The sequence below is a fragment of the Neobacillus sp. DZ-9 genome (assembly GCF_059587065.1).
Genome location: NZ_JCAIOL010000006.1, coordinates 211,893 through 231,381, shown reverse-complemented (window position 1 = coordinate 231,381; position 19,489 = coordinate 211,893). Strand labels below are relative to the sequence as shown.

14 protein-coding genes and 1 riboswitch are annotated in these 19,489 nt (G+C 39.6%); of the genes, 12 read left to right on the top strand and 2 right to left on the bottom strand.

The features are described 5' to 3' along the window. Window positions 1–36: 36 nt before the first annotated feature. Both AC59HZ_RS18625 and AC59HZ_RS18620 read left to right on the top strand, forming a co-directional pair. Complete coding sequence (locus AC59HZ_RS18625) at window positions 37–2,058, top strand: hypothetical protein (protein WP_496547289.1); 2,022 nt, start codon at window positions 37–39, stop codon at window positions 2,056–2,058. Beyond that, window positions 2,055–5,900, top strand: a complete 3,846-nt coding sequence (locus AC59HZ_RS18620; protein WP_496547288.1) for a hypothetical protein — start codon at window positions 2,055–2,057, stop codon at window positions 5,898–5,900. Before AC59HZ_RS18625 ends, AC59HZ_RS18620 begins: the two co-directional genes overlap by 4 nt. 142 nt (window positions 5,901–6,042) lie before the next feature. On the opposite strand, the gene AC59HZ_RS18615 is transcribed toward AC59HZ_RS18620, so the two are convergent. Continuing rightward, on the bottom strand, window positions 6,043–6,174 hold the full coding sequence (locus tag AC59HZ_RS18615; RefSeq protein WP_496547287.1) for a YjcZ family sporulation protein: 132 nt from the start codon (window positions 6,172–6,174) through the stop codon (window positions 6,043–6,045). Window positions 6,175–6,675: 501 nt separating this feature from the next. Between AC59HZ_RS18615 and AC59HZ_RS18610 the strand changes: the two genes are divergently transcribed. The 4 genes from AC59HZ_RS18610 to AC59HZ_RS18595 all read left to right on the top strand — a co-directional run bounded on the left by AC59HZ_RS18610 (window position 6,676) and on the right by AC59HZ_RS18595 (window position 12,749). Further along, entirely contained in the window at window positions 6,676–7,014 is a 339-nt protein-coding gene (locus AC59HZ_RS18610) for a heterocycloanthracin/sonorensin family bacteriocin (RefSeq protein WP_496547286.1), read from the top strand. Window positions 7,015–7,268: 254 nt separating this feature from the next. Next, window positions 7,269–9,206 (top strand): putative thiazole-containing bacteriocin maturation protein, encoded by a 1,938-nt coding sequence (locus tag AC59HZ_RS18605; RefSeq protein WP_496547285.1) that lies wholly within the window; start codon window positions 7,269–7,271, stop codon window positions 9,204–9,206. Next, a complete protein-coding gene (locus AC59HZ_RS18600) occupies window positions 9,206–11,146 on the top strand; it encodes a TOMM precursor leader peptide-binding protein (RefSeq protein ID WP_496547284.1) in 1,941 nt (646 codons plus the stop codon). Before AC59HZ_RS18605 ends, AC59HZ_RS18600 begins: the two co-directional genes overlap by 1 nt. A 22-nt stretch (window positions 11,147–11,168) precedes the next feature. Then, window positions 11,169–12,749, top strand: a complete 1,581-nt coding sequence (locus AC59HZ_RS18595; protein ID WP_496547283.1) for a SagB family peptide dehydrogenase — start codon at window positions 11,169–11,171, stop codon at window positions 12,747–12,749. A gap of 155 nt (window positions 12,750–12,904) precedes the next feature. Here AC59HZ_RS18595 and fabG read toward each other — a convergent pair whose 3' ends face one another. After that, window positions 12,905–13,639, bottom strand: coding sequence for a 3-oxoacyl-[acyl-carrier-protein] reductase (fabG, locus tag AC59HZ_RS18590; protein WP_496547282.1), 735 nt, complete (start codon window positions 13,637–13,639; stop codon window positions 12,905–12,907). A 452-nt stretch (window positions 13,640–14,091) separates the two neighbouring features. On the opposite strand from fabG, the gene AC59HZ_RS18585 reads away from it, so the two are divergent. From AC59HZ_RS18585 to thiO, 6 genes are all read left to right on the top strand, one after another. Further along, window positions 14,092–14,487 carry a hypothetical protein gene (locus AC59HZ_RS18585; RefSeq protein WP_496547281.1) on the top strand — a complete coding sequence of 132 codons (396 nt, stop codon included), beginning with the start codon at window positions 14,092–14,094 and terminating at the stop codon, window positions 14,485–14,487. Window positions 14,488–14,524: 37 nt separating this feature from the next. Beyond that, window positions 14,525–15,268 (top strand): acetoacetyl-CoA reductase, encoded by a 744-nt coding sequence (phbB, locus tag AC59HZ_RS18580; protein ID WP_496547280.1) that lies wholly within the window; start codon window positions 14,525–14,527, stop codon window positions 15,266–15,268. Window positions 15,269–15,344: 76 nt separating this feature from the next. Continuing rightward, window positions 15,345–16,433: a class III poly(R)-hydroxyalkanoic acid synthase subunit PhaC gene (gene phaC, locus AC59HZ_RS18575; RefSeq protein WP_496547279.1), complete on the top strand. Its 1,089-nt coding sequence runs from the start codon at window positions 15,345–15,347 to the stop codon at window positions 16,431–16,433. Between the two features lie 254 nt (window positions 16,434–16,687). Beyond that, complete coding sequence (locus AC59HZ_RS18570; RefSeq protein ID WP_496547278.1) at window positions 16,688–17,377, top strand: DUF4145 domain-containing protein; 690 nt, start codon at window positions 16,688–16,690, stop codon at window positions 17,375–17,377. A gap of 126 nt (window positions 17,378–17,503) precedes the next feature. Next, window positions 17,504–17,612: riboswitch (TPP riboswitch) on the top strand. Between the two features lie 82 nt (window positions 17,613–17,694). Beyond that, on the top strand, window positions 17,695–18,348 hold the full coding sequence (tenI, locus tag AC59HZ_RS18565; protein ID WP_496547439.1) for a thiazole tautomerase TenI: 654 nt from the start codon (window positions 17,695–17,697) through the stop codon (window positions 18,346–18,348). A 1-nt stretch (window position 18,349) separates the two neighbouring features. Further along, a complete protein-coding gene (gene thiO / locus AC59HZ_RS18560; RefSeq protein ID WP_496547277.1) occupies window positions 18,350–19,480 on the top strand; it encodes a glycine oxidase ThiO in 1,131 nt (376 codons plus the stop codon). Window positions 19,481–19,489 lie beyond the last annotated feature (9 nt).

Sequence of the window (19,489 nt, the reverse complement as noted above, 5' to 3'; positions counted from 1 at the left end):
GAGGACTCCTCCTCTCAACCTCTCTATTCCTCATTAGTGGATAGAATGATTGAGCATTTAGACCGTTTTCGAATAAAGGATTGGCAGTTGATTATTCTCCTGAACCTAAATGATGAACGAAATCGACATTTACGTTTAACGACACAGCTATCAGAAATACGGAAAGAACTACTTTCTCCTTTAAGGGACAAAGGTTTTAATCCGCTTCAAACCCTTTTACATTTAGTTGATATGATCAAAAGAAATTCTCATTACGCTCCAAAAGAGGAAGCGTTAAAAAGGTGTTGGGAGCTGGATCATTTTGGCTATCTCGAAACAGACCAACTAGCTTTTGGAATGGGCAATGCCTTTACAAAACAGGAAATAAACAAGCTGGATGAAGAGTGGGGAGACACCATCCAGCTTCAAGATATTGTTTTAGACCAACCAGATCATGAATTCATGTTAGCTCTAAAAGATAAATGTAACCGGGTGATTAGCTGTCTTAAACAACTGATCAATCGAAAAAAGGAGCTTTTAGTGAATCTAGGAGAGGTTAAAGCTCATGATTATTGGATGACCTCTCGGCAGCTCGAGATTGTGTTGGAGGATTTTAAGAATAAGATGGCGCAAATGAAGACGCCCCCTTTGACACAATCGTTAACGAACTTTTCGCCAGCAAAAGAGCTTTCAAGCAGCTTGAAATTTCATGTGGGAATCCAAAGTGAAATCGGTGATATTCGTTTAATTCGTCAAGAAATCGATCAAAGCTCTCAACGGGAAAGAATGAAAGGATATTTGGAACTCGCCTATTTCCTTCTGACGATATGCCACCATCCCTCCCTTATTGAAAGGATGGACAAGGGAAGTACGAATGTGATCCAGGTGACGTTAGAAGAAGAGCGTTTAGAGAAATTACTAAAAAATTATTATATCAATCTGGTAAAAGTGAAAAAGCAAATAAAGGATCAACTATTACTCCAAAACCAGTTTCATACCAATCGATTTCGGGATGATGAATTTGCCCCATATACGGCAGCAGCGATTGAAAAGAAAAGGGATTTCAATCCACCAGTCTCGAAACATTCAAAGATTACTTATCATTTTTTTGACCTATGGGAAGATCAGCTTTATAATGCAGAAACCTTCATCATGGATCGCGAAAGGGAGCTTCTTCAAAAATCAAGAGAAGCCCTCAAAAAATTAAATGTAGTAAAAAGGAAAAATGTATTTTTGGAAGAGGAAGAATGGATTGAGATCAATGATTATAAACAGGAATTGGTTGAAAAGATGAGTCTTGTGCACCAACAGGTAATCGACACAGCGCCTTCTTCGTCAGAAGCTCTTTCTAACTGGAAAAATTATGTGCCCGGAGCGAAAAAGAAGATGCATTTTCTCCTAGAATTGATTCCTAGCCAGCGCCAGTACCAGACGATGGGAGCACTCATTTTTTTAATCTTAATCCTTCCTTTCCTGTCTATGTGGACAGCCACCACATCTCAGAGAGGATGGACATTCAATTTTGCTATTGTCTTTGTTGTCATCCTTGCTGTTACCTGCATGGGGTACTTTTTTACAAAACAAACTATCCATCGACCGATTTGGAAATTTCAAGAACAAACCTATGAGCAAATCGAAAAAATCTATCAAATGCAAGTGAATTCCCAGCATCAATACAATCATTACCTAAATCAGTTATTCAAACTTTTTTCGTTACGAAAATATCACGAAAAAGTATCCAGCATTGCAGAAGAGAAGAAGGAACAGAATCTGCTGCATCGCTATCACCTTATTAAATTAGAAGAATTTGCTCATATGGCAAACCGGCTGCTTCATATTCTCCAAATGAATATCGAACAGGACACGGCTAATAAAGATCGTAGTGTTCCGGTGATTAAAATGGAAAAGAGTGTAAACGAAAATCCTATTTATTCACCCTTTCAGCAGGCAGGCTTGCATGAGGCTGGGGGAAATGGGATCGAAGTATATCTTGGCAGTGCCATTGAACAATATCAATCAACCTATTTCAATGAAATTGATCAAATTCGGATCCAAGAGGATAAGGTGTATAAACTATGAACCTACTTGCATTATTGTTAGGAAGTTTAGTCGTCTTTGTGATCAGTTTCATCCTCCTTTATACGGCAAATGATTCTCAGGAACATCGTTATAAACAACTTTTACTCCCGGCCGCAGCCCTATTCACTTCCATACCTTTACTACTATTCGATGATAGTCTCACTCGTTTTTACGAAAAATTCCTGAATGAACAGATGTCTAATTTAATACCATATATTCAGCTGCTAATCAATCTATCGTTTCTGCTAGCATTTCTGATTGTAAAATGGTGCTGGAGAATGATGGGGAAGCTGTCTGTACAACAACCGGACCAAAAGTCGATGAAGTACCGTTGGCTAAGCTGGATCGACACACTTCCGAAAAAAGCCAAAGCCATCTTCTATCCGGAAGATCTCGTAAATAGAACAAAAACGAAGTTATTTGTGCCGGGAACCGTTTCGCTGGTTTATATCAAAAGCCGAGGACAGATCCTTTTGAAAAAGGAATGGACGTACCTTTCATGGTTTTTTAAATATGCTAGTATTTTTCCACTTGTTTTACTGGTGCTCATTATGATTGCCAGTGTATATCATTTATCGTTGATTCAGTATTTGCCTAAATATCCGATTATCTCCATTGTTCTGTTGATGGAGATTGCCTGGTTCTTAAATGGGCGAAAGGCTGCTTATAGTGAAGGCTTCATTGAGGGGAACGATGCCATCTCAACAAGGCTTGCCACCTATGAAGAGGTATTTAACCAATACAAGGAATTATGGGAAGACCGCTTACTGGCCGATGGAATCATTAAAGAAAATAAGCTCTTTTCTCATCGAACCAATCATTTTTCCTATGAGAATCTCTCGTCAGATCCAGAGCATCAATTGATTATGAATACCATTTGTGAGGGAATAAAGAAAAGAAATCTGATCATCGATGAGAGTTATACGAGGATAATGTTAGAAATCATTCAAGAACATGATGTGTTGATTGAGGATGTCATCTACGAGGATTTCTCTTCCTATTTTTTTCCGGCTTTGTACCATTTGTTGACGAAAAATAAGAAGATCTTGATCATTGCCCATAGCCATCATGCTGCTGAGGAAGCTGTGGAATGGCTAACGAATGGAATTAGCGAAGTGGCCGGGATCGATCAAGTATGGAAGGTAAGCACTTTTTTAGATGCCCTCGAGCAAAACATCAATTCCGATGTTTTAGTGGTTTCGCCTGATATTTTGCAGGAAAACCGATTCTTGCAATACTTAAGCCAGTTAGAAAAAACAAAGAGATTGGAAGGCATAATGCTATTACAGGCGGAAAAACTGATTCCAACCTATTCCACCATTCTGCATGCGTTTAACTCCAATGTAAGGGAGCTAATTGGCAAAAAACCGCAGTATATCATCCTAACAGAGTGGTATGAAGGATTAGAGCCTTCCATCCGTACAGTCTTGCAATGCGAGCCAAGAGATTTCGTCGCCTCCTCGAGCATTAGTCCAAATTTACTTTATATGGTTTGGAAAAAAGAAGGAGAACATTTATTTCAGCAAACCATCCTTCCGAAGATGTCGCACCGACAGTTAGAAGCGGAAGTGGTATTATCCTTGCCAGCAATAAAGGCAAATATTGAACCTGTTCACTTCATTCATCAGCGGAAGACCACAGTGAAAGAGAGCATACAGGAAATCATGGATGCGAAGTCAGCGTTATTTGAGCTTGGATTTGATCTAGAGACATTGGACCATTTTTTAAAAAGGATGAGAATCCATGATCGCAATCTTTCCATTCCTAGTGATGATTTTTCCTTTTTACTCATTCGAGATCATCACTACAATTTAGTGGATCGTTTGAATATGTGGAAGGGTGCCGGTAAAATGGCTTCCTTTGTGCATATCGTATCCCCGCCCTATTTAATTCGGGATTATTTAGCAAACCAGCTGGAGTTTTATATGAGCACCAATCGGACCATTGCACCATTGGCTCCACGCTTATCTCAATCGGTTTGGAGCCTTGCCTATTACCTATTAGAGCGATTATGTCATTTTTACCTGAACGAGGAAGAAATAGAGAACTACTTAAGTAAAGCGAAGATACATTCCTACCGCTCGGTGGTGGAAGGTGTTCACGAGTTGTTCTCGATCGCTTTTGGTCCTAAATTGGCCTACCGATTGAATATCGAATCTAGAGAGTTAGTAAAATTCGACCGCACCAAAAGGGATTTTGTAAGGCAGAGCCAATTTCGGATTCTATCTACAGCTAAGGAAAAGATTATACCAAGAGGGTTCCGTTTTATTGAGATAAGGCATAACAACAAGTGCATTTCAGAGATTTTTGAAGGGCATATCTATCAACAATACCTGCCGGGTCAATTTCATTCCTTTAATGGCGAACTTTACAAAATCCAAAAGGTCGATCTGGAGCATGGAGTCGTGGAAGTCAGCTTTGAACCTCTTTTTGAACAGAAATATTACCGGCCTAGAATGGAATATCAAATACGTAAGTTGACAGATGCAGGCTCCTATGAAAATAAAACCATTTCATTTGACCGAGTAGAGGTCAGCATTCGAGAGTTGCAGGCGGATGTCAGAGTTCACACATGCGGCTATGTGGAATTAAGTCAAATGTTGAATCTAAAATCGATGAAGGTTCATTCCTTCCATCAAGATGAGGAGGTAATAAGGAAGTATGAGAACGGCCATGTACTAAGAATGGCGATTCGTGCAAAAAAGGGAACCATACAAAACCCGGCTCAAATTAAATTTACGCTCGCATTATTGTTAAATGAGTTGTTTTTGTCCTTATTTCCGGAAACACATCATTTTGTGAAGGTCTGTACCCGATTAGATGGTTCATTTTTTGATGAGACAGACACCATATCTAAAAAGTTACAACTGATTACACATTCATTACGGATGGATGGTGAGACGGAAGACGAAGGGCAAATTATCTTATACATGATAGAGGATTCGCCTGTCCACCTTGGAATTTTAGAAGCGATTCGCGATAATTGGGAACATATCTTTGATATTCTGAATGACTATTTGTATTGGTTATCAAACGAAAGTAACGGTACTAGTGATTACCTTCATTTTGGTTATGACAGGTATCCAACAGAACTGGCCTTACGTGAAACCTATTTAATGATCGATGAGCTGTTAACAAGGAAAAAACTACGGGAAGTACGAACAGAATATCACGGACGTTTACAAGACGGTGACAGCAAGGAAATGAGTGGCAGTGTTACGCAATGCGTGTTCTGTGGAAATGTATTTTCTTCCACTCAAGTACATCAACTCGATGATGGCAGGCAAAGATGCTTTTCGTGTAATGAGACGGCTATCGACCATGTATTACAAGTTGAGCCTCTTTATAACCAGGTTCGTCAATTTTTCAATGAAGTATATCTAGTACCCTTACCAGCTGATATAGAGCTATCCGTATTAAGTACAGCAGAACTTCACAAAATAAGCGGATTACCATTTATTCCAGAAGCGGGACATCCTCGTTTAACTGGAAAAGCTAGCATGGATATTTATGGGAAACTTAAAGTTATCATAGAAAACGGGTCGCCAAAAATCTATACGCTTTCTACATTAGCCCATGAACTAACCCATATTTGGCAGTATGAGAATTTAGATGTGGAAAGGCTGACGGTTGAAGAACTTGAAGGATTTGCCTCATGGGTCGAAGTACACATGATGACCCAAATGGGAGAAATCCCTTACGCCAACATGCTCAAACAACAACTCCTAAACCGACAAGACGAATACGGCACAGGTTACCGTCTCATCGTTGAAAAATTATCCAGACAATCAAAGACCGCTACTCCGTTTGAGTTGTTTGTTGCTGAGGAGGTTGGGATGTAAAAGATTCCACAGGGACGGTTCTCATGGCTCAAAATATGTTTGGTGCAGACCAGAAGAACCGTTCCCATGGCCGTATTGAAACAAAAAAGGCTCCTTAACTGGAGCCTTTTTCATATCCAAACATCTTACCCTGTACCATTTATTAGATGAAGGACGTTCCAACAATGATAAGAAGTATGAACAATACTACGATTAAAACAAAGGTGCTGCCTAAGCCGAAGCCTCCGTAGCCAAAACCTCCGTAGCCAAAACCGCCGCATCCGCATCCAAACATATTTATCACCACCCTTTGGTTTTCTATAGAGAAATCCTTTTCCATATATATATATTTTTTAAGAGAAGAAGCGATTGGACAAACATCATAGTGACAAAAAAAATCAGTGTATTCTTTAAAAGTAAAGAGACGTCTGCATTACATGCAAACGTCTCTTTGGAGATAAATATCTATGCCTTTTGGCGGTGGCAATAATAATATATGTCAGATTATTAAAATGGAGTGGACAAGTGCTGATTTTTAGTTAATTAAAATAACAAATCAACCAGTCCTTTATATTTTTGAAAATTTAATAAAGAAGATTTTATAACGATCAGTGCTCGCTGTAATAAAGAAACATTTCCCCTAATGAAATAGGCTTTTACATCAGTAACAACGACCTAAAGAGAATCATAATTTGTTTATGAGAGTACGAGAAGGAGCCTACATGGGTTCATTAAAAAAATTCAACTCTCTTTACAGGTGGATAACCTGATTATAAATAACAAAGGGGAGGAAAAAATGCAGAATTTCCAAAATGATCTTCAATCGTTAGGGATGGATCCTTACCAAGTGGGTCAGTTAGTTCCTATGGATTTTCAAACTCAAGTTTTTGACGACAGGCGTTGTGGTGGCTGTGGTCGTTGCGGCGGCGGCATGATGTGTGGTGGCTTTGGTCGTTGCGGTGGCATGATGTGCGGTGGATTTGGCCGTTGTGGTGGCTTTGGTCGTTGCGGTGGATTTGGCCGTTGTGGTGGCTTTGGTAGTTGCTTCGGTTTTGGTAGTTGCTTCGGCTTTAGCTGTTTTGGTATTGGTTTTAGCTGTTTTGGTATTGGTTTTAGCTGTTTCGGTTTCATTTAAAAAAATCTATTGGAAAGAAATGCCCCTGCAGCAGGGGCATTTCTTTTTTACCGATAGGAAAGTAGCTGCTTTTTACAGGCAAAAGGACACCAAGGAAAGATTCGTGTGCCTATGATTTTTAGCGAACTACGAGTCCGACTTCTCCGATAGGTGCTTGCCAATCGTCAAGTTGCTTTATTACTCATATTGGACAAATAAAAGTACATAAACTAATAGTGCATATCTAAGAATAATTTGAACTGAGGAGGAGCTGAATGACAGAACTAAACACATATTCACGTCTAAAGGTGAAAAGAGATACCTTTTATTTACCTGATCCACAAGGTGGTGTGTATTTTAGAAATAATCAAAGTTCATTCCGTTTGGAAGGCGGTACCATCTATCAATGGATTGAAAAACTGATGCCAATGTTCAACGGGGAGCAATCATTAGAACACTTAACAGAAGGATTAACACCCCCATATCGTACCAGAGTATATGAGATTGGAGAAACATTGTACAAGAATGGTTTTGTTCGAGATGTAAGCCAAGATCATCCCCACCAATTAAATAGCAACATTCTCGAAAAGTACGCTTCACAAATTGAATTTATCGAGAGTTTTGTAGATTCCGGTCCGTACCGTTTTCAACAATACCGACAGGCTAAAGTTTTGGCTGTTGGTTCTGGATCCTTTTTGGTTTCATTGGCTGATGCCCTACTTGAATCTGGGCTTCCGAAATTCCATTTCATGATGACGGATTCGGTACCTACAAATGAGGCACGAATTCATGAACTCGTTCGCAATGCCCGCAAGGATGACTCCGAGGTGATGGTAGGACAAATACCATATCAAGCTGATGGCAGGAATTTTTGGCAAGAAGCAGTAAAGCCCTATGATTGGATCCTATATATCTCTCAAGATGGAAATGAAAAAGAGCTTAGGGAGCTAAATAGGGTGTGCAAAGAGGAGCGGAAGGTATTTGTACCGGCCATCTGCTTAGACCAAGTGGGGCTTGCTGGCCCAGTGGTTCATCCTGAATCAGAGGGATGCTGGGAATCAGCATGGCGCCGAATCCATCAATCTTTTTTGCAGGTAGATCGACAGCAGCAACCTTTTTCCGGAACAGCCGGAGCGATTCTTGCTCATGTCATGGTATTTGAATTTTTTAAAAAGGCTACAGAAATTGCAGACTCCAATCAGAGTACCCAATTTTACAATCTTAATCTTGAAACACTGGAAGGAGACTGGATTTCATTCATCCCCCATCCATTGGTTGCGAATTATGATGTTTCGCCTCGACTAGTGGAAGATCTCGATGTAGGGTTAGAGCAAGAAGGGAGTGAAAAGGATCCAAACCATAACCTCTTGGAGTATTTCAATCTATTAACTTCTGTAGAAACAGGTATTTTCCATATCTGGGAGGAACGAGACCTTAAACAGCTTCCTCTATCACAGTGCTATGTTCAAGCAGTTAATCCAGTTTCAGAAGGACCGGCAACTCTCCTGCCGGAGGTTATCTGCTCTGGATTAACCCATGAGGAAGCAAGAAGGGAAGCAGGACTCACAGGTATAGAAATGTATGTCTCGCAAATGATCAAGGAATTCACAGATCGGAAAAATAGTGTGAATATACACGATCGATTCATCGGCGTAGGTGCGGGAGAAACAATCGAAGAGGCAGTTTGTCGAGGTCTTCAGGCATATATTGATGAAGAATTGAGACAAAGAAAGGCCAACCATAACAGTACGATTTTTCAAATTCCATTGGGAGCGATAGAAGATCAACAGTGCCGATTATATTTAAAAGCCTTGACTACCTTAAATGGTGCACCGACTATCGGCTTGAAAGAGGATATTCTTGGATTCCCTGTCATCGGGGTACGATCGAATGGCCGATGGTACACAAGGGCAGGTTTAAATACGGCATTGGCATTACGGTATTCAATACAGCAGGCGCTGTTGGATGCGCAAAACGACTTGAATGTAACCGAGAGGGAAATGGAGTCAGCTGTTTTTCTGAAAGAAAAGAAATTTAAGCTCGATATCCCCTCATGTGCAGAAATAACACAATTGGAGTTATTGCAATCTTCTTTACAGGTGCTGAACAGGAAGAACAAACGGCTATTCATTTATGATCTTGCGTTCGAACCTTTTTTAAAACAAGAATTGGCAGGAGTGTATGGTGTACAGGTGCGAGAGGGGGAATCCTGATGGCTGCCCAAATTCTTATTGAGGGACAGGGATTATTAGCGGATTTTGTCTCTGATCGATTGTCCGACAGCTATCTCGTTAAGCGTCAAAGCCAATTAGAAGAAATCCCCGATGACACAGAATTCGCGCTTGTCCTAAACGATGCCTGGAATCCATTGGTTCATAACAAAGCGGAAGAAAGATTCAGGGAAACAGGAATACCCTGGCTTCGAGGATTTATTTCCTTTGGGGAGGGAATCATCGGTCCAATCGTACGCCCCGATAGACCAGGATGTTCTCGTTGTGCTGATATTCGGCGCATATTAGCTGGACCCGATCGCCGTGAGATGTGGGGATTTCAGATGAGCAGGGTTAGTGGAGAAGGTGGGATGCGGGATGCTTGGGCATCACGAACGGGTCTATCGCAAATCGCCGCGTTGATATGTAATGAAGTACAAAAGGTTTTTCAAGGGGAACCCAGCCATTTGGAAGAAAGAGTTTTCATTACGAACCTGAGGACGTTAACGAACTCTATTCATCCTTTCTTGCCAGATCCATTATGCCCCATCTGCAGTCCATTACCTGATGACACACCGGAATTGGCTCAAATCAAGTTGGAATCCAGTCCTAAAATAAATGGTATGGGTTATCGCACACGTTCGATGGAGGAATTGAAACCGTTCCTCGTCAAGGATTACCTCGATTATCGCAGTGGGGTGATGAATGGTAAAATGCAGGATTTCTCACTGCCGTTCGCGGATGTATTAATAAACATGCCGATTTTTGAAGGGGATGAGGGGGTAGCGGGAAGGTCTAATTCTTATGAAATGAGCGAGCTGACTGCTATTTTGGAAGGGTTGGAACGATATTGCGGGATTGAGCCGCGAGGAAAAAGAAAGATCGTTCGCGATAGCTATCACAATTTAGAAAAAATAGCATTAAATCCAGCAAGCGTAGGTTTACATGACAAAGAACAATATAAAAAGCCTCATTTTCCGTTTAAAGCATTTCATCCTGATACTCCGATGAATTGGGTCTGGGGCTATTCGTTCTTACAAGAGCGACCTATTTTGGTACCGGAGTTACTAGCCTATTACAGTTTGGGTTATGGGGAATGTTTCGTTTATGAAACCTCCAACGGATGTGCTTTAGGGGGGAGTTTAGAGGAAGCGATTTTCCATGCGATCATGGAAGTCATTGAGCGGGATTCCTTCTTGTTAACTTGGTATGCCAAACTTCCTCTTCCGCGCATTGACCTTCATTCTGCCAACGATAAGGAATTACAGCTGATGGTCGACCGAGTACATGAAGTGACAGGATATGACCTTCATTTTTACAATTCGACGATGGAGCATGGAATTCCAAGCGTATGGGCAGTAGCAAAAAACAGAAAATCCAAGGGGCTAAACCTGATTTGTGCAGCCGGAGCGAACCCTGATCCTGTAAGGGCCGTAAAAAGCACGATTTACGAGCTTGCAGGAATGATGGGTAAACATGACGAACAATTGGATAAAAACCGACAGAAATATAAAGATATGCTGCAAGATCCGTTCGCAGTACGGACGATGGAGGACCATGGTATACTGTACGGTCTTCCTGAAGCTGAAGAACGGCTGGATTTTATATTAGATGATAAGCGTCCATTACGTACGTTTGCTGAGGAATTCAAGCAGCCTCCGGCCAATTCTGATTTGAAGGATGATCTATTGGATATTTTAAACAGATTCCGCCGCTTAAACCTCGAAGTCATTGTGGTTAATCAAACAACCCCAGTTACAGAACGGAACGGATTATTCTGTGTAAAGGTTTTAATTCCAGGAATGTTACCAATGACATTTGGTCATCACCTTACCCGTGTGAAAGGGCTGGAGAGGGTACTCAAGGTACCGATGGAGCTAGGATTTAAGAAGACACCGTTATCATTTCAACAACTAAATCCATATCCCCATCCATTTCCATAATTGAAGACTAGGGGGTTTAAGTTTGGAGCTCGATGCATTTCTACACAATTTGCATTTTGACCAGGAAAAAATCTTTCCGCCTGATTGGCAGGTGGACTGGGAAGATGGACCCCTGCCCTATAAACTGTATCGCGGCTTACCAGTGATTCCTCTCAACACAGAAAGACCTTTATCCCTCAAGCGAGGAGATTCCCAGCAAAAACCAAGTCTAGAGGAGCTTGGCCATTTCTTATGGTATGTATATGGCCTAACACAATATTCACTAACTGCAATAAACGTTGGAACGGATGAAAATGATGTAATGTTTGCCCAGTCAAAAAGGCGATTTGTTCCCTCCGGAGGAGCGTTGTATCCGAGTGAATTATATGTTTATGTAAATCTGGAGGGAGCTCCAAATGGAATTTACCATTACGATGCGGCACATCACCGCCTTGTTTTGCTGCGAGAAGGAAACTACGATTCCTACTTATCTAGAAGTCTTGGTAACGGTTATGATATTTCAAACAGTTTTTGCACCGTTTTTGTCTCGACAATGTTTTGGAAGAATTACTATAAATACAATAACTTTTCTTATAGGCTCCAAGGGTTAGATGCAGGAGTGTTAATAGGGCAAACGTTGGAAGTGGCCGATCAGATTGGGTTTTCCTCTCGCGTATGCTATCAATTTCTTGATTCGGCCATCAATCATTTACTTGGATTATCTGAAAAGGAAGAAAGTGTATATGCGGTTATTCCATTAGACATAAATCAACCTACCCATTATGTTGACAATGGGAATAAAAGAGACATTGTTTCTGCGACTGAATTATGTAGGGAAATTCCCATGTTGAAACATGTATATTATAACAAATCAAAGAGAGTCCTTGATTATCCGATGCTGAGAAAACTTACTGAGGCATCGAGGATGGAAACGACTGAGTCATTTGTGAAAATCATGAAAAATAAAAGTGAAAAGCTTTCCTTAAGTACTGAGATGTTATTTTTGCCCTTAACAGAACGCTTATTTTATGATTTTGCATCCATTTGCAGGGAGCGCCATTCACTTGATAGCGATTTTGTTTTGGGAAATGTAAATCAAATACAACTTTCGACTTTGTTAAAAGAGACATTTACCTTCTCGTATCAAAATGACCTCGATGGAACAGAAGGGCAGATAGAGACTCGTTTTTCATTGTATGGCAGTTTTTATAACGTCGAGGGCGTTCCAAATGGTACCTACTCCTATGAAAATAGTACTCATGCACTTCGGAGAATTAATCAAGGTGATTACCGGCAACTTTTACATTTTGGATTAACAATGCCCAATGTGAATCTGTTTCAAGTTCCGTTATGTATGCATGTCGTTGGAGACAAGGATTACAACAAAGAGAAGTTAGGATATAGAGGATATCGTATTCAACAGATGGAGGCGGGCATTCTCGTGCAGCGGCTGCTCTTGGTGTCGGGTGCCTTAGGGATGGGGGGCCATCCATTGCTAGGTTTCGATGTGAACCAATGTGATGAACTATACAGGATCAATTCGAAAGGAAAAACCAGCTTGATTAAAATCCCTGTTGGACCCTATCGTCCCCGCGCCTGGTTAAAGGGAAGTTTGCTAAGCTAGGTTTTATTGCAAAAATAAACAAAACTGAAACCATCCAATTTTGGATGGTTTCAGTTTTGTTTTCATACATACTAAAAATAGTAGCACAAACAAAGCCCATGGTTTGTGCTACTATTTTTTTATAGTTTCTATTTAGTTAAAAGAACCTATCGTACCTAAATAACCAAACCTCCATCAACACTTAAAACAGTTCCGTTAATATACTTTGCATCGTCTGAAGCTAAAAATAGGTAGGCCGCTGCAATATCCTCTGGCTTACCAAGCCTTTTTAGAGGAGTTTTTTCTTTCATTAAATTTAGTACCTTTTCTGGGACTGCAGCGGTCATGCCTGTTTCAATGAATCCAGGTGCTACTGCATTGACTCTGATCCCTTTGGGTCCAAACTCCTTCCCCCAACTTTTTGTTAGTCCGATTACGCCGGCCTTTGTAGCAGCATAATTTGTTTGCCCAATGTTTCCATAGATACCGACAACTGAAGAAGCGTTAAGTATAACACCCGACCCTTGTTTTACCATGATGGGGGCTACAGCTTTTGTGCATTTAAAAACACCCGATAAGTTGACAGAAATAACTTTTTCCCAATCTGAATCCTCCATCTTTGTGAGAAATCCATCAAGGGTAATTCCGGCATTGTTAATTAAAATGTCAATTTTACCGTACTTTTGAATAATTAATCGCACCATTTCTTCAATCTGGGAGCTTTCTGTTACATTAACTTTATAGAAATTTACTTTTTCATCATTCAATTCTCCTAATGCTTCCTTGCCGGCAGATTCATCATAATCACATATAACAACACTCGCTCCTTCTTTTAGAAATTTTTTTGCCGTTTCTTTTCCAATTCCTTGTGCCCCGCCTGTAATTAAAACGACTTTTTCTATAAACCTCAAAATTTCCACCTCTTTTTCAATTTCTTTCAATCACCTAGAATTCATGAAGAGAAAAAAATGCAGTCAGAAATTTTGTCTATTTTGTGAACAATAACGACCACCAAAAAACATAGATTTGTCGACAATTGTTGAAAAAAGAAAAGACGGAATACCTGTGAATATGCAACTATTTTCCCAATAATATAATCGCGATTTGCTACAAATATTATTCATTAGATAACAAAATTAGAACAGAGGAAAATATATCGAAAGAAGAATCTACCTGTGAAACCATTGCCTTTATTGACTTTGCGGGATATTTAAAAAAATCCTATAGGTGTAATTTACATAGAAGGTAGAAAAATGTCGTAAAATGCAATAATATTTTTTGAATGTTTTTAATGTTTGTTCTTTAAATGTTTCAAGGATGATAGTACGATAAAAACGTCGGAAAAATTGCAAGGAGGAAAAAAATGAGCAGAGATTTTAACTTATTTGAAGTTTGGAAGGATCTTTATAATCAAACCAGTAATTTTTATGATGAAAAAATTATGGAGTCTTTTCCTTCCCAGGGTATAGGGCAAATTTTGGACATGAATCTACAATTTAAAAAATTGATGGATGAAACAACAGAAAAGTATTTAGAACTTGTTAATGTGCCATCTCGAAAGGACCTTTCGAACGTGTCCTCACAGATTGTTAATGTCGATGCAAAAGTTGATAGTTTAGAAGAATTACTCGAAGAGAAACTGGAAAACAACGAAAATCTGGTATCGTTTCAACACGAATTAACGGATTTAAAACGTGAAATGAAGAACTTGGATAAAAAACTTAATCAAATTATTTCTTTATTAAAAGCCACAGAATAATTCAAATACAAAAAAATAATATTTGGGGTGAGAAATAATGACAGATTTAAAGGGAAAAGTAGCTATTGTGACAGGTGGGAGCAGAGGAATTGGTTCAGCAATTTCCAAGGAACTGGCAAAAAATGGTGTGAAAGTCGTTCTTAATTATGTGACTCGTGAAGAGTTGGCTGAAAAAATGGTCGCGGATATATACGAAATCGGTGGCGAAGCATATGCAGTTCGTGCGGATGTTTCAAATTGTGAGGAAGCAGCCTATCTCGTACAACAAACAATCGATCATTTTGGACGATTAGATATTTTAATTAACAATGCAGGTATTACGAGGGATAGCACATTCAAAAAACTAAGTTCAGAGGATTGGAGAAGGGTAATTGATGTTAATTTAAATAGTGTTTACAACACAACATCTGCTTCCCTCCCGTACCTTCTTGAATCAGATGCAGGCCGCATCATCAACATTTCCTCGATAATAGGGCAAGCTGGAGGTTTTGGCCAGACCAACTATGCTGCAGCAAAAGCCGGCCTTATTGGCTACACAAAATCACTAGCTCTCGAACTAGCGAAAACGAATGTAACAGTTAATGCGATCTGCCCAGGATTTATCGGAACCGAAATGGTTCAAGCAATTCCTGAAAAAGTGCTTGCTGGAATTGTGGAAAAGGTACCACAAAAACGGTTAGGAAAACCGGAAGAAGTAGCACGCGGTGTTGCCTTTTTATGTAAAGATGGTGACTATATTACTGGTCAGCAGCTTAATATTAATGGCGGACTTTACATGTAATAGATATGTAGGTGGTTGTTGGATGGCTTAGTACATAGCAAAAAAAAATAACTAAACTAAGGAAGGAGTGTACAACATGAGTGTAAATGCCGAAAAAGAATGGGAAATGCTTTTGGATTTATTCCCTCAAGAGTACGGACAGCAAATAAAACGTGTCATCAAGGCAACCCAAGTGTTAACCATTGACGCTGAACCAGAAGTAGGGCCTACTCCGAAAGAAGTGGTTTGGACTAAAAATAAAACGAAACTATATCGTTATCTTTCCGAAAAACCGAAAAAGCATAAAATACCATTACTCTTGATTTATGCACTAATAAATAAACCATATGTATTGGATTTAACTGAGGGTGGAAGTCTAGTTGAATATTTAGTTAATAATGGGTTTGATGTCTATCTCCTTGAATGGGGGACCCCAGGCTACGAAGATCGAAATATGAAACTTGATGATTTTATTGTTGACTATATACCAAGAGCGGTTAAAAAAGTCTTAAAAACATCAAAGGCAGACGAATTGTCCATCCTTGGGTATTGCATGGGCGGTACGATGACGTCTATATTTGCAGCACTTTACCCTGAATTGCCGATTCGTAATCTAATTTTTATGACAAGTCCTTTTGATTTTGAGAATTCAGGCTCTTACGGGGCAATGCTGAATGAAAAATATTTTAATATTGATAAAGTAGTAGATACTCTAGGTGTGATTCCTCCTGAAATGATTGACTTTGGAAACAAATTGATTAAACCAATGGGAAACTTCTTTGGACCATTTGTAAGTCTTGTCGATCGTGCTGATAACGAGAAATTTGTAAAAAACTTTAAACTACTGCAAAAATGGTTAAACGATGGAATTCCATTTCCAGGTGAAGCATATCGCCAGTGGATAAGAGATTTTTATCAAAAAAACAAACTGATTAAAGGGGACCTGGTTGTCCGCGGTCGTAAAGTCCATCTGAACAATATCACTGCTAATGTACTAAACTTGGCAGGCCAATCTGATCTAATTGCCCAGCCGCATATGGTAGAAGCCTTGATGGACGCTATTTCTAGTAAAGATAAACAGTTTGAAAATTTACCTGTTGGTCATACGTCCATTACATTTGGCAGCCAAGCAACAAAAATAACTTACCCAACTATTGGTGACTGGCTTGGTGAACGTTCTAACTAATTATTTAACTATTAATAAGTACAATTATTTTTTTCTCTAGGTGAGTGTTTTTATGCACTCACTTTTTATATTATCTGATTCATTTTTGAAAAATGAATCCAGGAGAAAAACATATATGAAAGGAATTATTTAATTAGTTCTTGGAATGGAAATCCTAAAGGATGAAAAAACTATAGGAATGAAATCTAATTGGTGATGTAGTAAAAGGAGACACACTGGTAATAGGCATAAATGAAATTCGGGAGGTATAACGAATGAGAAGGATAAATCCAGGCTCCGTCATTTCTTACATAAAGTATGGGAATCTAAAGATACCAAAGAATATTCAGTACGAATGCCCGGAATGCAGAAAAACCACTGAATTTATGCTTAATGCAAACTACCAGAGCAGTAAGAATGGCATGGTAACTGAGAGTAGTTGTCCATTATGTAAAAAATCAGCAGTATTCGTCATTATGACTAAGGAAGTTATAGATGAACAAGGCGAAAATGCTGATACTTTTATTTATGACCTTCAAGCTTCCAAACATCCGGTAAATCAAATAGAAAGTCTACCCAATATACCCAAGGATCTGATCAGGGCCTACCGTTCAGCAATAAATGTTTATGAAGCTAGAGAAAATTCAGCTACTGCTGTTATGTCAAAACGTGTGATTGAAAGTATCCTAAAGCATTTTCTCGGGGATAAAAGTAAGGCTCAGCCTTTGTCTCAACAGCTTGAAATCCTGCCGAATCATGTGGATTTGGCAAAGCCTATTCAATCTCTTAGCCATTTATTGGCAACTGATGGTTCACTTCATCGGATGCTTGAATTGGAAACCGAAATGGATTACGAGACAACATCATTAATAATGGACTTATTAGAAAGCTTGATTGAGTATCTTTTTGTTTTGCCGGGGAAAATCGAAGTTACCAATAATAAGATAGCAAAGAAATTTAATTAGCAGAAAGCATAGTAAACTAAATAGAAGTTAAATGAAGGTTCCCTAGTATAAAAAAGTTATTTAACTTTTCTAACTGAAGTGTTAATATTATCTTTAAAGGTTAACATTACAAATTAATATTTTAAGCAATTCCGCTAGAGGTGCCTTTTTAAAGGGCTGAGATTGAAGTGTTACTTCGGGACTCTATGAACCTGATCTGGGTAATACCAGCGTAGGGAAGTGGAAAACTGGATATTTGAAGAATCATCGTTTCTATTCAAATTTTCGACCACTTCCTTAAACATTTGGAAGTGGTTTTTTGTTTTTCACTTTATTTCATAGATAAGCGGAATCTTCTCAAAGGGGGGAGATGTATTATCACTAGTTTTTATGGGAATGAGTTCCATATCATCTCCAATGGAAAAATGCCGATCGAGCAATTATGTGAAATTGTAATGGATATTCACCCATATGTAACCGCGATTCACTTACGAGAGAAACAAAGATCAGCTAGGGACCTTTTTCAAGCAGTTGAACTTTTAACAAAGAAAAACATACCCCTATCTAAGATCATTATTAACGATCGGGTCGATGTTGCCTTCGTAAAAAGGGTTAGGGGAGTTCAATTAGCCTTTCATAGCTTAGATGCAGACCTTGTAAAAGAAAATTTTCCCCAACTTATGTTAGGGAGTTCTATTCACTCCTACGAGGAAGGAGAAAAAGCAAAAGAGAAGGGTGCTGATTACCTCCTATACGGTCATGTTTTCCCTTCTCAATCAAAGCCAGGAATGAGACCCAAAGGACTAGAGGAATTATCTAGGATATCCCAACTGGACATTCCAGTTATTGCCATTGGCGGCATAACACCCGAAAATACGGGGCAGGTACTTCAGGCAGGAGCAAATGGGATTGCAGTCATGTCAGGAGTTTTAGAAGCGCCCGATCCATTATCCTCTGTAAAAACTTACATTCATGCATTAGAGGAGGGTTAAAGTGGAAAATTCATTTGATGTTGCCATAATTGGCGGGGGAATTAACGGGGCCTCCATTGCCTATCAATTATCAAAAATGGGAAGAAAAGCAATCATCATTGAGAAAGATCAATTGGCTTGCCAAGCGTCAAGTGCGGCAGCCGGAATGCTGGCAGCACAAGCGGAGATTGAACAAGACGGTCCTTTATTCCAGTTGGCTTTAAAAAGTCAGGCGATGTTTTCTGCCATTACAAGTGAGTTATATGAATATTCAGGAATCGATATTGAGTATGTGAATAAAGGGATGCTTAAAATTGCTGAAACCGAAGAAATAGCAAACGAAGTAAAAAAACAGGTCGCCTTTCAAAGGAAATGGGATCCAACGATTAAATGGCTGGATGCAAAGGAATTACAAGAAATGGAACCGTCACTTTCGCCAAATGTAGTCGGAGCGATGTATCTCCCTAACGATGGGCATGTGCAGCCAGCAAAGTTAACCGAAGCGTTTGCCAAAGCGGCTGTCTATTTTGGTGCGGAAATACGTGAAAACACGGAGGTCCTTTCGTTTATTTTTGAAAATGGACAGGTTAAAGGGGTTAAAACCACCAAAGGCATCATACATAGCGAGCAAGTGGTCGTAGCAACTGGGGCTTGGGCGGCGAAATTAATGCGTGAATCTGGGCTGGATATTAGTGTTTACCCTGTTAAAGGTGAATGCTTTTCGATAAGAACGGATAAACCGATCATCAACACGACGATTTTTTCCGATAAACGCTGTTATCTGGTCCCAAAACGAAATGGGGAAATTTATATTGGCGCGACCATGATTGAACATACCTTTGATAACAAGATAACGCCAGAAGGAATTACTACATTAATAGAAAGAGCCTCTCAACTAGTTCCTCAGATCAAGGAGGCAGCGTGGGAGCGGGTGTGGTCGGGAATTAGGCCGCAAACAGCCGATGGACTTCCTTACCTTGGTGAGCATCCCAACTGGAAAGGACTGTTTGTTGCCTCAGGGCATTTTCGAAATGGGATTTTATTAAGTCCGATTACAGGGAAACTAGTAGCTGATCTATTGGCAGGCAGATTGCTAGATGAAAGTCTTCTCTCAGCATTTCAATTAGAAAGACATAAAGTAACAGTGGGTTAGGGAGGGTAA